Origin of the sequence: Novosphingobium resinovorum (assembly GCF_001742225.1) — a bacterium.
Taxonomy (GTDB): Bacteria; Pseudomonadota; Alphaproteobacteria; order Sphingomonadales; family Sphingomonadaceae; genus Novosphingobium; species Novosphingobium resinovorum_A.
In genome coordinates this window covers 2,564,365-2,578,869 of the sequence record NZ_CP017075.1, presented here as the reverse complement: position 1 = coordinate 2,578,869, position 14,505 = coordinate 2,564,365, and the positions used below count along the sequence as shown (strand labels likewise).

At 66.0% G+C, this 14,505-nt stretch carries 12 protein-coding genes; 7 read left to right on the top strand and 5 right to left on the bottom strand.

Annotated elements, in window-relative coordinates:
• Nucleotides 1–22 precede the first annotated feature (22 nt).
• From BES08_RS12070 to BES08_RS12050, 5 genes are all read left to right on the top strand, one after another.
• Nucleotides 23–1,609: an acetate--CoA ligase gene (locus tag BES08_RS12070; protein ID WP_083274664.1), complete on the top strand. Its 1,587-nt coding sequence runs from the start codon at nt 23–25 to the stop codon at nt 1,607–1,609.
• A gap of 21 nt (nt 1,610–1,630) precedes the next feature.
• Nucleotides 1,631–2,773 (top strand): FAS1-like dehydratase domain-containing protein, encoded by a 1,143-nt coding sequence (locus BES08_RS12065; protein ID WP_069708434.1) that lies wholly within the window; start codon nt 1,631–1,633, stop codon nt 2,771–2,773.
• Nucleotides 2,774–2,859: 86 nt separating this feature from the next.
• On the top strand, nt 2,860–3,879 hold the full coding sequence (locus tag BES08_RS12060) for an alpha/beta hydrolase (protein WP_069708433.1): 1,020 nt from the start codon (nt 2,860–2,862) through the stop codon (nt 3,877–3,879).
• On the top strand, nt 3,876–5,090 hold the full coding sequence (locus BES08_RS12055) for a CaiB/BaiF CoA transferase family protein (protein ID WP_069708432.1): 1,215 nt from the start codon (nt 3,876–3,878) through the stop codon (nt 5,088–5,090). The genes BES08_RS12060 and BES08_RS12055 overlap by 4 nt, the downstream gene beginning before the upstream one ends.
• Before the next feature lie 46 nt (nt 5,091–5,136).
• Entirely contained in the window at nt 5,137–6,057 is a 921-nt protein-coding gene (locus tag BES08_RS12050; RefSeq protein WP_069708431.1) for an SDR family NAD(P)-dependent oxidoreductase, read from the top strand.
• 276 nt (nt 6,058–6,333) lie between these two features.
• Here BES08_RS12050 and BES08_RS12045 read toward each other — a convergent pair whose 3' ends face one another.
• The 4 genes from BES08_RS12045 to BES08_RS34495 all read right to left on the bottom strand — a co-directional run bounded on the left by BES08_RS12045 (nt 6,334) and on the right by BES08_RS34495 (nt 11,901).
• Complete coding sequence (locus tag BES08_RS12045) at nt 6,334–7,644, bottom strand: UDP-glucose dehydrogenase family protein (RefSeq protein ID WP_069708430.1); 1,311 nt, start codon at nt 7,642–7,644, stop codon at nt 6,334–6,336.
• Nucleotides 7,645–7,719: 75 nt separating this feature from the next.
• Nucleotides 7,720–8,751 carry an NAD-dependent epimerase/dehydratase family protein gene (locus BES08_RS12040; protein ID WP_069708429.1) on the bottom strand — a complete coding sequence of 344 codons (1,032 nt, stop codon included), beginning with the start codon at nt 8,749–8,751 and terminating at the stop codon, nt 7,720–7,722.
• Nucleotides 8,752–8,856: 105 nt separating this feature from the next.
• Nucleotides 8,857–9,831, bottom strand: coding sequence for an autotransporter outer membrane beta-barrel domain-containing protein (locus BES08_RS12035; protein WP_069708428.1), 975 nt, complete (start codon nt 9,829–9,831; stop codon nt 8,857–8,859).
• 15 nt (nt 9,832–9,846) lie between these two features.
• Complete coding sequence (locus tag BES08_RS34495) at nt 9,847–11,901, bottom strand: ATP-binding protein (protein ID WP_069709235.1); 2,055 nt, start codon at nt 11,899–11,901, stop codon at nt 9,847–9,849.
• Between the two features lie 707 nt (nt 11,902–12,608).
• Here BES08_RS34495 and BES08_RS12025 point away from each other — a divergent pair.
• Nucleotides 12,609–13,376, top strand: coding sequence for a response regulator (locus BES08_RS12025; protein WP_069708427.1), 768 nt, complete (start codon nt 12,609–12,611; stop codon nt 13,374–13,376).
• 208 nt (nt 13,377–13,584) lie between these two features.
• On the opposite strand, the gene BES08_RS33990 is transcribed toward BES08_RS12025, so the two are convergent.
• Nucleotides 13,585–13,812: a hypothetical protein gene (locus BES08_RS33990; protein WP_231957988.1), complete on the bottom strand. Its 228-nt coding sequence runs from the start codon at nt 13,810–13,812 to the stop codon at nt 13,585–13,587.
• 73 nt (nt 13,813–13,885) lie between these two features.
• Between BES08_RS33990 and BES08_RS33985 the strand changes: the two genes are divergently transcribed.
• Nucleotides 13,886–14,470, top strand: coding sequence for a dioxygenase family protein (locus BES08_RS33985; protein ID WP_231957987.1), 585 nt, complete (start codon nt 13,886–13,888; stop codon nt 14,468–14,470).
• The last annotated feature ends 35 nt before the right edge of the window (nt 14,471–14,505 follow it).

Sequence of the window (14,505 nt, the reverse complement as noted above, 5' to 3'; positions counted from 1 at the left end):
GAGCCAGGGGACAGGACGGTTGATGGCCAAAATGATTTCAGGGCTGACCGACTACACGCGCTATGCTGATGCACAGGCCCATGCTTCGTCGGCGGCGCTGTGGGAGTTGTTCGACGGCGACCGAGAGTACTTCAACATCGCGCATGAATGCGTGACCCGCCATGCCGACGGTTCGGAGCGCGACGCGGTGCGGATCGCCCATGCCGATGGCGCGGACGAAGTCCTGAGCTTCGACACGATCGCGAAGGGCGCGGCGCAGTTCGCGCACTGGCTCGATGCGCAAGGCGTGCGGCCCGGCGAGCGGATCGCCTTCATGCTCGAGCCCTCGCTCCCCTTCTACGTGTGCCTGTTCGGGGCGATGCAGACCGGGGCGATCTCGGTTCCGCTGTTCACCCTGTTCGGGCCCGACGCGCTGCGTTTGCGCATCGGCGACTGCGAGCCCGAGATTCTGGTCACGAATGCCGAAAAAGCGGAGCTTGCACGCTCGGTCGCGGCAGACGGAAAGCCAAAGGTGATCGTGGCGGACGAGGCTTTTCTCGCCTCGCTTGGGGATCTTCCAACCAGCTACGAGCCCAGAACACGCGCCAATGACATGGCCGTGTTCCAGTACACCAGCGGTACGACGCGCGAATTGCCCGAGGCGGTGAAGCACTCGCACCGCACGCTGGTGACGCTGATGTTCGCCGCGCTCTACGGCACCGGCATCCGGCCCGGGGACGCATTCTTCTGTCCCTCGAGCCCGGCTTGGGGGCATGGCCTGTGGCACGGAACACTCGCCCCGCTGGCGCTGGGGGTGACGACGGGGACGTTCGCCGGCCGCTTCGACCCGGTGCGGCTGATGCGAGCACTGGACGACTTTGGTATCACCAACATGTCGGCGGCCGCGACGCACTACCGCATGATGAAGAACAGCGGCCGGGCGGCGGACTTCACGTTCCGCTTCGACAAGCTGTCGTTCACCGGAGAGCCGATCGATCCGGCGACGCTGGAGTGGATCGACCAGTGGTTCAAGGTGCCGGCCTGCTCGATGTACGGCACCACCGAGATCGGCGTGGTGCTGGTGAACTACCCCGGCGCGGAAGACTTCCCGGTCAAGCCCGGCGCGCTCGGCAAGGCGGTGCCGGGGCAGCGGCTGGAAGTCCAGCGCCCGGACGGCTCGGTCTGCGATCCCGGTGAGATCGGCGAGCTGATGCTGTGGCGAGCCGGCACCTGGATGACCACCAAGGACCGCGCGAAGACCGACGCGGACGGCTATTTCTACCATTGCGGCCGCGCCGACGACGTCATCATTTCGGCCGGCTGGACGATGAGCGCAGTCGAGATCGAGAACACCATGCTGCGCCACGACGACGTCCTCGAATGCGGCGTAATCGGCGTGCCCGACGAGCAGCGCGGGCAGGTGGTGAAGGCCTTCGTCGTCTCGAACCGCGCCGCCGACGACGCCTTTGTGCGCGAGCTTCAGGACTTCACCCGCGAACGCCTCGCCCAGCATGAATTTCCGCGTCTCGTCGAGTTCGTCGACGAGCTTCCCAAGAACCCCGCAGGCAAGGTCCACCGCAAGATGCTGCGCGACCGTGAAGCCGCGAAAGACGCCGAAGCGGTCGGCTGAGACATCCAGGAGAGCAGAGAAATGGCCACCACAGCAGAACCGAAGAACAAGTTCCCCAAGATCACCGAGGAGGGGCTCGACGACCTGCGCCAGCGCATCGGCGTAAAAATCGAGAACACCGTCGAGCCATGGAACTACGAGGCCACTCGCGACGCCATCCGCCACTATGCCCACGGCATCGGCGACGACAATCCGTTGTGGTGCGACCCGGAATACGCCGCGAAGACCAAGTACGGCTCGCTCGTCGCGCTGCCTTCGTTCCTCTTCACCACCAGCCGTATCATATCGGGCTATTGCGGTGGTCTCTCGGGTGTCCACGCGATGTGGGCGGGGGCCGACTGGACCTGGCACAAGCCGGTGCTGCGCAACGACACCATCAGGGTCGAGGCGTACCTGAAGGATCTGGTCGAGCACCAGACCAAGTTCGCGGGCCGCTCGTTCCAGCAGATCTACCACGTCGACTTCTACAACCAGCACGGCGACCACGTCGCGGGCGCGGACAGCTGGGTGTTCCGCACCGACCGTGACGAGGCGCGCGAGCGCGGCACCAAGTACACCGAGGCGCGCGGCCGCGTGGAGCCCTTCACCCAGGAACAGCTCGACGAGTTCTACGAGATCTACGACCAGGAAGAGCAGCGCGGCGCGGTGCCCCGCTACTTCGAGGACGTGAATGTCGGCGACAAGCTGCCGCCGATGATGAAGGGCCCGATGACCGTCACCGGCTTCATCTGCTACGCACAAGGCTGGGGCGGCCTCTACATCCGCGCCAACAAGCTGGCCTACAAGATGCAGAAGGCGCATCCCGGCCTCGGCATCCGCAACCGCTTCAACGTGCCCGACTGCCCCGAGCGCGTACACTGGGACGAAGCCTTCGCGCTCGAGGTCGGGGCGCCGGGCGCCTACGACTACGGCCCGGAGCGCTGCTCGTGGCTGACCCACCACATGACCGACTGGATCGGCGACGACGGCTTCCTGCACAAGTCGAGCTGCCAGATCCGCCGCCACAACCCGGACGGCGACGCGATGGTCATCACCGGCGAAGTGACCCGCAAGTTCGAGGAGAACGGCAAGAAGTACGTCGAAGTGGCGCAGAAGGCGACGACCCACCGCGGCGAACTGTCGGCCTTCGGCACCGCCGTGGCGGAATTGCCCTCCAAGGCGTGATGGAGGGGTGATCTTGTCCGCCGCCGGGCCTAGTCTCGGCGGCGGACATCCCGCGAAGGCGAAACGCCGGCGGAACTGGAGAGGCCATGGATACCACGACGCGCGCGATGCCGGCGTTTCTTCCCGACGGCAGCGTCGAGGTGCCGGGCTTCACCCTGCCGGTCTCCGATCTCGTCAGCGCGCAGGCGGCGGCGATGCAGCGGCTGCGGGCCGAGATGCCTGCCTTCGACGCCGCCGGGGAGGATGGTGACATCGCGGCCCGGCGCGCGCAGATCAATGCCTATATGGCGCCGCAGATCGAACGACTTCGCGCTGCGTTCCCGGTCAGCATCGTACGTTCGGTGATAGGCGGCGTGGAAGTGCTCGACGTGACGCCCGCCGAGGGCGGGCACGACCCGCACCGCGTTCTCATCAACCTTCACGGCGGTGCCTTCTGCGTCGGCTGGGACGGCGTCGCGCTTGTCGAGGCCATCCCGATTGCCTCGCTCGGCCGCATCCGTGTCATCAGCGTCAATTACCGTATGGCGCCCGAGCATCGCCATCCGGCGGGCGTCGAGGATGTCGCTGCCGTCTACCGGGCGCTGCTGGAGGACTATGCCCCGGGCCGCATCGGCATCTACGGCGGATCGGCAGGCGGGGCGCTCACCGCGCAGGCCGCTGCCTGGCTTGTCGCCCACGACCTGCCGCAAGTCGGCGCGATCGGGGTGTTCGGGGCGGGCGGGGTTCCCTTCGGTACCGGGGAATCGGCTTACGTCACCGGTTATACCGATGCCTCGTTTCCGCCGCCTCCGGCCGACGGAAGCGCGCCCGTGGACATCACATATGGTTACTTCGCGGGCTGCGATGCGCGTGATCCGAGCGCCTGGCCGGGCTGGCATCCCGATATCCTGGCGCACTTCCCGCCGGCACTGATCATCACCGGCACCCGGGCAATGGACCTCAGCCCCGCGATCTTCACGCATTCGCAGCTGCTCAAGGCCGGCGTGCGCTCCAGCCTGATCGTCGGCGAGGGCATGGGGCACTGCTACCACTACCAGCTCGATCTGCCCGAGGGGCGTGATGCGGTCGAGGCGATCGTGCGCTTCTTCCGGGAAAACCTGACGTGAGCGCGGACGCAGGCCCTTCCTGGCCCGGTCCGCTGGCGGGCGTGCGGGTGATCGACTTCACCCGTGTCCTGGCCGGTCCCGCGGCGAGCCTCGCGCTGGCCGACCTCGGCGCCGAAGTGTTCAAGATCGAGCCGCCCGGAACCGGCGACGAGACCCGCACCTTTCCGCCGATGCGCGAGGGCGAGAGCCATTATTACCTCGCGGTCAATCGCGGCAAGAAATCGATCGTGGTCGATCTCAAGACCGAGGAGGGCCTAGCCCTGGTCAAGGACCTCGCCATGCGCTGCGACGTGCTGGTGGAGAACTACCGGCCGGGCGTGATGGAGCGGCTGGGGCTCGGGTGGGAGGAACTGCATGCGATCAACCCGCGCCTGATTTACTGCTCGATCTCGGGCTATGGTCAAACCGGGCCGCTGCGGGACCGGCCCAGCTTCGATATCGTGCTTCAGGCGATGTCCGGCGCACTGTCGATGAATGGCGAGGCGGGTGGGCTGCCGACCAAGATGGGCATTCCGCTCGGCGATCTCGTTGGCGGGATCAACGGGCCGATCGGCGTACTGTCCGCGCTCTATGAGCGGGAACGCACCGGGCTGGGGCGTCATATCGACATCAGCCTGATGGATGGCCTGATGGGCATGCTCGGCTACATTGCGCAGCTCGCCTTCTTCACCGGGTCGGACCCGCAGCGGGTGGGCTCGCAGCATCCCAACCTCGTGCCGTACGGGATATTCCCGGCGCGGGAGGGCTCTATCGTGATCGCCTGCCTGACCTCCGGCTTCTGGGCACGCATCTGCCGCGCGATCGGACGCGAGGAACTGGCCGAGGACCCGCGCTATGACACGCTGGAAAAGCGCCGCGACTCCCGCGAGGAGGTCAACGCGATCGTCGCGGATTTCACCTCGTGCCACTCCGTCGATGAACTGGGGGCGATCTTCACCGCGCACGAGGTGCCGCACGCCCCGATCCTGGGCGTGAGCGAGGCTCTGGCGCAGCCCCAGGCGCAGGCGCGCGGCATGGTCGTCGAGACCGAGCACGCCGTCCTGGGGGCCATTCCCATCGTCAATCGGTCCATCCGATTCACTGACGCCGAGCAGCCGGTGCCCGAGGCACCTCCGGTGCTGGGCCAGCATACCGATGCGATCCTGGCCGAAGTGCTCGATCTATCGCCCGAGCGGATCGCGATGCTGCGCGGTGCCGGAGTCGTTGCCTGACGGCAGCGCGCCGGTAAGCTTGGCGCAATTGAGGAGAGGACAGGCCATGGCCGAATTGCGTTTCGACGATCGCGTCGCAGTGATAACCGGAGGTGGCCGGGGTCTCGGCCGCGCTCATGCACTGCTGCTGGCGAGCCGGGGATGCAAGGTCGTCGTCAACGATCCGGGTGTCTCGATGGCAGGCGACGCCACCGGCGAAGGGCCTGCGGAGGCGCTCGTCGCGGAAATCCGCGCGGCTGGCGGAGAAGCCGTGGCCAGCCTCGACAGCGTCGCGACGCGTGAAGGGGGCAAGGCGATCATCGATACCGCGCTGGATGCCTTCGGGCGGATCGACATCCTGATCCACTCGGCGGGCAACGTGCGGCGCGGCTCGCTCTCGAGCCTCGCCTACGAGGATTTCAGCGCGGTGCTCGATGTGCACCTGAAGGGCGCCTACCACGTCATGCGCGAGGCATTTCCGCGCATGATGGCGCAGGGCTACGGCCGGATCGTCCTCACCAGTTCGATCAATGGACTTTACGGCAAGGCCGACAATGTCACGTATTCGGCGTGCAAGGCGGCTCTCATGGGCTTGTCGAACACGGCCGCGATCGAGGGGCAGCGCCACAACGTGCGCTCCAATCTCATCGTGCCGGCGGCAGTCACCCGCATGTCCGATGGGATCGACACGAGCAGGTTCCCGCCGATGGAGCCCGAGATGGTGGCGCCGATGGTCGCTTACCTGTGTCATGAGCAATGCGAGGCGACCGGCGAGATGTACGTCGCCATGGGAGGCCGTCTGGCGCGCGCCTGGATCGCGGAGAATGCGGGAATATTCCGACAGGAATGGAGTCTGGAGGACGTAGCCGGGCAGATCGCGGCAATCAGGCAGGGCGGCGCGGCGCTGGCGTTTCCGCCGGTGCCGGACGGTCAACTCGACCACCTGCTGCATGGCTTCGCGATGATCCGCGAGAGCGCGGGAACCTGAACCTGGTGTTAAATTGCAGGAACTTCGTAGGCAGGTCGCAGTTTCAATCCTGAGAGGTTGCCACATGCGACGCTGAACAACAGGTCTGCGATGATCAACAGTCACAATACATATATCGAAGTGCCGCCGTTCGATTTGCCCGTGATAATGGCTTTTAATGCAGGATTGTGGCTGCTGATCGCGGCTGCCTTATCGATCATCTGGTGAGCATCCGGTTCGCAAGATGATGGCCGGGCCTGTGTATGCGAGCGCCGGCCATCATCCTCGACCAGTCTATCAGGGGCGCCCGATCGACGTGTAGGCGAAGCCTGCGCTGCGCATCTCGTGTGCCTTGTAGATGTTCCTCAGATCGACGAGCACCGGAGCCTTGGCAAGAGCCTTGACACGATCGAGGTCGAGTGCGCGGAAGGCATCCCATTCGGTGACGATCACGATCGCATCAGCGCCCTCGATGGCGGCGTAGGGATCGCCAACCATATCTACTTTCGGCATTAGCGGACGGGCCAGTTCCATGCCTTCCGGATCGAAGGCGGAGACGCTAATACCGGCATCGTCAAGGGTCTGCGCGATGGCGATGGCAGGGGAATCGCGCATGTCATCGGTGTTGGGCTTGAACGTCAGGCCGAGCATGGCGACGCGCTTGCCGCGCGCTGCATCCGACCCGCCCAGAGCTTCTACGACCTTGCGACCCATCGCGCGCTTGCGACTGTCGTTCACCTTGGACACGGCTTCGACGATTCGCAGCGGGCTTTCATGGTCCTCGGCGGTCTTGAGCAGCGCAAGCGTGTCCTTGGGGAAGCACGAGCCGCCATAGCCCGGACCGGCGTGGAGGAACTTCTTGCCGATGCGACCATCGAGGCCGATGCCGCGCGCTACATCCTGCACGTCACCCCCGACCTTTTCGCACAAATCGGCAATCTCGTTGATGAACGTGATCTTCGTCGCAAGGAAGGCGTTGGCGGCATATTTAATGATCTCGGCCGAGCGGCGCGAGGTGAACAGGATCGGCGATTCGTTGAGGAACAGCGGACGATAGACCTGCTGCATGATTTGTCGGCCGAACTCGTCTTCAGCGCCGATGACGATGCGGTCGGGGCGCTTGAAGTCGCCGATGGCGGCGCCTTCGCGGAGAAATTCGGGATTGGAGACTACGGCGAAGCGATGCTGCGTACCGCTGTCTGCCAGGATGCGCTCGACTTCGTCGCCAGTGCCGACCGGCACGGTCGACTTGGTCACGACCACCGCGTCGTTGGAAAGATGCTCCCCGATTTCACGCGCAACGGTGTGAACGAACGAGAGGTCGGCATGGCCGTCCCCCCGGCGCGAAGGCGTGCCGACCGCGATGAAGATCGCGCTTGCACCGCGAATACCTTCGGCAAGGTCGGTGGTGAAGGAGAGGCGGCCTGCCTTGACGTTGCCGCCGACGAGTGCGCCGAGGCCGGGTTCGTAGATTGGCATCACGCCGTCGTTGAGGCGGTCGATCTTTGACTGATCCTTGTCGATGCAGACGACGTCGTGGCCGAAATCGGCGAAGCAGGCGCCAGACACGAGGCCGACATAGCCTGAACCCACCATTGCAATCTTCATATGAACCTCATTGGGAGGGGAATTGGAGCGCCTTTTAGATGGTGCGCCCGCCAAGGGGAAGCGAAAGCCCCCGTCTCAAAATCCAGTATATCCCCGGAACCAGTCGACAAAACGCGGCACGCCTGTCTCAATCGGCGTACTCGGCGCATAGCCGGTATCGCGGGTCAGCGCGGTGATGTCGGCATAAGTCGCGGGGACGTCGCCGGGCTGCATCGGCAGCAGGTTGCGCTGTGCCTTGCGGCCACAGGCGTCCTCCAGCACTTCGATGAGGCGCAACAGATGCTCGGACTTGTTGTTGCCGATGTTGTAGAGCGCGTGCGGCTTGACGCTGCCGCCTGCCTTTTGCGCGCCGTCGTCGACCGGCGGGCGATCGAGGCAGGCGAGGACGCCGCCGACGATGTCGTCGATGTAGGTAAAGTCGCGGCTCATCTCGCCATGATTGTAGACGTCGATCGGGCGGTCCGTGAGGATCCGTTCGGCGAACTTCCACATGGCCATGTCGGGTCTGCCCCAGGGACCGTAGACGGTGAAAAACCTCAGGCCGGTAAGGGGCAGGCGGAAAAGATGGGCGTATGTCTCGCTCATCAGTTCGTCGGCCTTCTTGGTCGCCGCGTAGAGCGAGACGGGATGGTCCGCGCGGTCTTCCACGGCGAAGGGGAGCTTCGTGTTGCCGCCGTAGACCGAGCTTGAACTGGCGTAGACCATGTGAACGACCTGCCGGGCGCGGGCGATCTCCAGCATGTTGACGTGCCCGGCAAGGTTGGAGGCGACGTAAGCCTGCGGGTTTTCCAGGGAGTACCGGACACCGGCCTGTGCACCGAGGTGGACGATGGTGTCGAACGTGAAGGGCGCCAGTGTCTCGGTCAGCGCGGACATATCCGCAAAGTCGAGTTCGTGGAAATGGAACAGGTTGCCATGACGCGCGGCGAGCCCGTCGAGGCGCGCGCGCTTGAGAGAGACCGGGTAATAGGTGTTGAGGTTGTCGATGCCGATCACCGGCTGGCCCCGGCTTATCAGCGCCTCGGCAACGGCGCTGCCGATGAAGCCGGCGGCTCCGGTCACCAGCACGCTTGATGCTGCCACCTTCGAAACTTGTCCTGTCATCATTTCGCGCGCTCTGCCGCCTGTCCGTTTCAGTCCGATTGCAATCGCTTAGCTAAGGCAAAATAGTGGATCAGAAGATAACCTGTGGCCACTTTTTGAGCGGTTCGATCAGAACGAGCGGCGCAAGGTCGCTCCTGCGGACGTGACGTTCCCGGCTTTCACGCCGAAGCTGCGCGTGGCGAACAGGTCGAGGTAGAGATTGCGCCCCAGTTTCATGTTGGTGGTGGCGCCCACCTCGAACCAGCTGTCGGCATAGTGCTTGCTGTCGAGCCGGAACGGCAGTTCCGCGTCAGGGTCGGGATTGTGTCGAACCCTCAATGCGGACAGGCCGTTGCTGGTCCAGTTCCGCGAAAAGGAAAGGCCGGCGTAGTGCTCCCGGCTGCTGCCGAATGCATAGTCGACGCGCATCGTGGCATTGGCCGACCAGGTCGGTTCGTCGGTTTCCTGATCGCGCAGACCAAGGGCATCGGGCGCCGGGCGCAGCAGCTTTCCGTCCGCGAACGACGCGGCCAGGGTCGGAGTGAGAAAGAAGCGCGACCCAAGCGGCAGCACGCGGCCGAAATCGCCGCCGATGGCATAATAGTCGCTGCCCTTTGCGCCGGTACTGGCGCGGCTGCCCAGCGAGGTGCTGATCCGGCCGTAATCCTGCCTGCCGAAGCTGACCCAGCCGTCGACCACCCAGTTGTCGAAGTTTCCCCCCGCTCCGAGTGTCCCGACGTAATAGTCCGAGGGCAGCGCGAGGTCCGACTGTTGCAGCGTGCCGTGGTAGCGCATGGCGCTGGCGCGCAGGTAGCCGCGGCCGACGGTGCGCGTCAGGCTGAGCGACTGCCAGCTTCCATCCGGTCCATCGTCACGGGCGCTGATGCCGCCGGAGGCTGTCGCCGTCCATCGCAGCGGAGCGACTTGCACGGGGCCGGTCGCGGTTGCGGTGCCGGCCCCCGCCCCCGCCGCCGCATCGCTGGAAGAAGGGGCGATCGTAGTCGCTTCGGCTGCGGCTGCCTCTTCGGCTTCTTGCGCGGCGGCAGGCTGAAGAGGCAGCGAAAGCAGCAGTGACGCACCAAGGGAGTGGAAATGCCTGCGCATGGTTCGGGCGTCCGCTCAGGCGGCTTTGCGCAGGGTCGGGACGAACGCGGCTGGCACGCTCACACGCGCCACGAAGCCATCCTGACCGTGCGCGAAGGAGACGTCGCCGCCGTGTGCCCGCGCGATCGAGCGGCAGACCGCGAGGCCGAGCCCGCTGCCGTTCCGACCCGACTTGCGCGCGGCTTCACTGCGGTAGAACGGTTCGAAGGCGCGATCGAACTCATCCTCGGGGATACCCGGGCCGCCATCGACGATCTCCGCGACGGCCTCGTTGCCGCTGAGGGAGACACGCACGCGGGCGCTGTCGCCATACTTGACCGCGTTTTCCAGCAGATTGCCGAGCAGGCGGCGGATGCCGACCGGATCGACCTCGACTGGGATGTGGGCATTGCGCTCGATCTCGACCTTTGCGCCGACCAACTGCCAGTCGGCGACACTCCCGGCGATGAGTTCGGCGAAGTCGAGCCGGTGGCGCGGGCCGGGCGTCGAGGCGTCGCGGATGAAGGCAATGACCTGGCTGATCATCGCTTCCATCTCGGTCACTTCCTTCAGCAGGCCCTCGCGCTGGTCATCGGGCACGTCCTCGATGCGGAAGCGCAGCCGGGTGAGGGGGGTGCGCAAGTCATGGCTGATCGCGCCGACCATGGCGGTGCGATCGTCGACGAAGGCTCGAAGGCGGTGGCGCATCTGGTTGAAGGCATTCGCCGCGCGTCCGATCTCGGCCGGGCCGGACAGCGGCAGGATGGTCGCCGAAGGATCGCGGCCGAGCTGCTCGGCGGCTTGGGCAAAATCACGCAGCGGCACGACGATACGGCGCACGAACAGCCAGGCCAGCGGGCTGACGATCGCCAGCGACAGTGCGAACCACAGCATCACCCGGGTCTGCCAGGCATTGGGGAAGGGCTCGGCGCGCGGTGCCACGGCCAGCCAAGTCCCGTCGGACTGCCGTGCGGCCGCTACGAAGTCCCCCTCGATGAACGGGGGCGAGGCGACATCGAACAGCGTGCTCGTCGCACGGCGGAAGGGGATGGGCTGCGGCGCGGGGATCGGCTGTGCCTGCATGCCGGGCTTGGGCGAGGGGGCGGCTGCCGCGACAGGGGGCGTGGAAGCGGCAGGCTGGGGTTGAATGGCCGGAGTGGAGGCCGGTGCGGTCGCTGTGGGCCTCGCGGCCGGGCGGCCTGGCGCGCGCCGGATCTCCTCGGTCGGCTCGGCTGCCGGACTCGGCTGGGCGACCGGCGGCGCGATGGCAATGACGGGACTGGGCGGAGCGGAGCCGATACCGGGTGTCAGGCCGGGCTGGGCGAAGGGGCCGGCTCCGCGTGCGGCGCCCGGACTGCCGATCGGGCGTCCGCCTTCACCCGTTCCATTTCCCGGGACATTTCCTGCACCGGGGCGGGTGCCGCCGGTCTGCCCGGGGGCCATGCCGCCCTTGCCGCCGCCGATTTGCCCGCCGGGCAGATTGGGGCGGGGCATGGATGAGCCGGGCTGTGCAGGCACGCGCGGGCCAGCCCCGCCCGGAAAGCCGCCGCCGGGGAAGTTGCCGCCCGGCATCCGGCCACCGGGAAAACCGCCGCCCGGAAGGCCTGCGGGACCGGCCGAGCCACCCGCAGGCGGCCCGCCCGGGATCGCCTGGGCATGGGCCTCATCGATCAGCAGCGAGGACAGGCTGCCCGAACCGGGAGATTTCACGGCAAGGGGCGATCGGCCGCCCGTCGGCACGGCGACGCCGCCGACCGGAAGCTGGGTGTAGAAAGCGAGCACCACATCGTTCGCGGGCTGGCCGATGCGCCGGGCCAGTGCATCGCGCGAGGATTCCGAGACCAGCCAACCTTGCCCGCTGACATCAGGCGGACCGCTCATGGCTTTGCGTTCGAGGCGCTTGGGGGCGGGGCCGCCGCCGAGCGCGCCCGCGACTTCGTCCATATTCCAGCGCTCGGCCGGGCGCGGCGGCAGGATGACCGTGAGCGCCAGGGTCACCGCCTGCGCCGCGAGCAATGCGCATACCAGGATCGCGACCATCTGCATGGCAAGCGGCATGCCGAGTCGGCGGGGGATCTCGGGAAGGGTCATGGCTTTTGCTTTGCCATGCGCGGCGCGCGAATTCGAGATGAAGGATTGTCGCAGCAATAGAGTCGAGACGCGATATGCGAAGCGGGGACAGGAGAGAGGGACACGTCCCTCCTGTCCCCGCTTCGCGTTCCCGCAGCCCACCAAAGCGGTTTGCGGGAACGGTCACCCCGGATCGGGCCGGACGTACTCCGTGAAAAACGGAGGATCCGGCTGGAAACTTTTCGGCCGCTAGCACGTTTGGGGCGCTCGGCGGCCTGCGCCAAGTACCACGCGCTTGTGTCGTTTTGCGGACTCCGAATCAAGAAATTATCCGACGCGTGGAGAGCGTTTTGAGTAATTTCGTTTCGAATAGTTCCGGGGCCACCGGCGAACGGGACGGGTGCGACTACAGAACCCGCTCGGTCGACGGCCCCGGCACCGCGGGACCCCTTGGCGGTGGGATCCCGGACGGTGGCCTCGAACGCAGCGGAACCGCATGTCGCGGGAAAGGGCGCGGGGGGCGCACTAAGATCCGCGAACACGGCTGGCCGATACGTATCGCGGCAAGCTTGACTGTCCATGGCGCAGCTTGTCGGGGGCGGAAGTTGCGGGTGGATTTCATCGCTTTGCAGCCACATTTCAGGGCTGTCGCAACGTGTAACCTTGGCTGAAATCCGCCCGGAACACGCACTATTCATCAGCGCACAATGATCCTAGAACCGCATGCAATGGACCTGCACACCCGTATTCTCATCGTCGACGACGACGAGGGCATTCGCTCGCTGATCGGCGACTTCCTCGCGAAGCACGGCTACGACACGACGACGGCCGCCGATCCGCTGGAGATGCGCAAGCTGCTGGCGGCAAAGAGCTTCGACCTGATCGTGCTCGACGTCATGATGCCGCGCGAGGATGGGCTGACCGCCCTGCGCCAGATGGGGCCGGACGCGCCGCCCGTGATCATGTTGTCCGCGGTTGGCAGCGACGTCGACCGGATCGTCGGGCTGGAGATGGGCGCGGACGACTATCTCGCCAAGCCGTGCAACCCGCGCGAACTGTTGGCGCGCATCCGCACGGTGCTGCGCCGCCAGGCCGCAGCCGCGCCTTCCGCCGGGCCGGCGGAGGCGGCCCCGGCCCCGGCCCGCGCGGTCGAGGTCGATTCGGGCGATTGCCTGCATTTTTCGGGCTGGCGCATGGATCTTGGCCTGCGGCTGCTGTTCGATCCGACCAATGCCCTGATTTCACTGTCCGATGGCGAATTCCGGTTGCTGCGCGCCTTTGCCGAGCATCCGCGCCGGGTGCTCACCCGCGATCAGCTCCTGGACTGGTCGCGCGGCGAGGATTCGGATCATTACGACCGTGCCATCGATGTCCAGCTCTCGCGTCTTCGGCGCAAGCTCTCCGATGGCGAGGGCGGCAGCGACATCATCCGCACGGTTCGTAATGAAGGCTACCTGTTCGTTCCGGCGGTCATGGATGATCGTCCGGCCGCCTGACCGGCAGCCTCACGCCGACAACCTGATAACGGCAAACTGATCGCAATTCTCGTGCAATCCATCTGAAATCCCCGGGCAACGCCCGGCGCACAGTCCTCGCCTGTGAGGTTCGGCCATCATGCCGGGCGCGAAGGAGGACGGCGATGGGATTTCGGGAGCGGGGCGATTCGCACGGGGAGCCGCACGGCCATGGCCTGGCCGAAGATCTTCAGGCGATAGGGCGCGAGATGTTCGCCCGGCGCCGTGCACTGGCCTTCATGGCAAGTGCGGGAACCGCAGCGGCGCTGAGCGCATGCGGCGGGGACGATTCCTCCGGCTCTTCGAATTCGGGATCGACGAGTTCCCCATCGACCTCGTCATCTTCCACCTCGAGTTCCACGACCTCGAGTACGTCCTCGTCGTCCACTTCGGGCGGGAGCTCGGATGCGAGCTGCATTGCCGATCCCACCGAGACCAACGGCCCTTACCCGGCCGATGGCACCAACACCGCCAGCGGGTCGACCTCGAACGTGCTCACCCAAAGCGGTGTCGTGCGCTCGGACATCCGTTCCAGCTTCATCGGCTCGACCAATACGGCGGGCGGCGTGCAACTCGAGATCGAGCTGCAACTCGTCGATGTCAGCAATGGCTGCGCGCCAATTGAGGGGGCTGCGATCTACGTGTGGCACTGCGACGCCTCCGGCCTCTACTCGCTCTATTCCAGCGGGGTCACCACCGAGAGCTATCTGCGCGGGGTGCAGGTGACGGACAGCGACGGCAAGGTCACCTTCACTACCATTTACCCCGCCTGCTATTCGGGGCGCTGGCCGCACATCCATTTCGAGGTGTTCACCGGCGGGCTGACTTCGGCCAGCACCGGACGCACGGCGGCGCTCATCTCGCAGCTGGCCATGCCGGCGGCCAACAACACCGCCGTGTTCACCGGCGACAGCCGCTACACGGCCAGCATCGCCAATTACAACGCGATCTCGCTCTCGTCGGACAATGTGTTCGGCGACAACACCTCGGCCCAGAGCGCCCAGCAGACGCCGACCCTGAGCGGCAGCCTGACCGCCGGGTACACCGGCACGGCGGTCATCGGCATCGCTACCTGAGGCGCAACCGGCATCTCACCCAGATCACGCATATT

Excerpts from the sequence above, each read along its gene's own strand:
- BES08_RS12035 (WP_069708428.1), bottom strand. The coding sequence starts at position 9,831 with ATGCGCAGGCATTTCCACTCCCTTGGTGCGTCACTGCTGCTTTCGCTG.
- BES08_RS34495 (WP_069709235.1), bottom strand. The coding sequence starts at position 11,901 with ATGACCCTTCCCGAGATCCCCCGCCGACTCGGCATGCCGCTTGCCATG.
- BES08_RS12045 (WP_069708430.1), bottom strand. The coding sequence starts at position 7,644 with ATGAAGATTGCAATGGTGGGTTCAGGCTATGTCGGCCTCGTGTCTGGC.
- BES08_RS33990 (WP_231957988.1), bottom strand. The coding sequence starts at position 13,812 with ATGCAGCTCGCATCCGAGCTCCCGCCCGAAGTGGACGACGAGGACGTA.
- BES08_RS12065 (WP_069708434.1), top strand. The coding sequence starts at position 1,631 with ATGGCCACCACAGCAGAACCGAAGAACAAGTTCCCCAAGATCACCGAG.
- BES08_RS12070 (WP_083274664.1), top strand. The coding sequence starts at position 23 with ATGGCCAAAATGATTTCAGGGCTGACCGACTACACGCGCTATGCTGAT.
- BES08_RS12025 (WP_069708427.1), top strand. The coding sequence starts at position 12,609 with ATGGACCTGCACACCCGTATTCTCATCGTCGACGACGACGAGGGCATT.
- BES08_RS12050 (WP_069708431.1), top strand. The coding sequence starts at position 5,137 with ATGGCCGAATTGCGTTTCGACGATCGCGTCGCAGTGATAACCGGAGGT.
- BES08_RS12040 (WP_069708429.1), bottom strand. The coding sequence starts at position 8,751 with ATGATGACAGGACAAGTTTCGAAGGTGGCAGCATCAAGCGTGCTGGTG.
- BES08_RS12060 (WP_069708433.1), top strand. The coding sequence starts at position 2,860 with ATGGATACCACGACGCGCGCGATGCCGGCGTTTCTTCCCGACGGCAGC.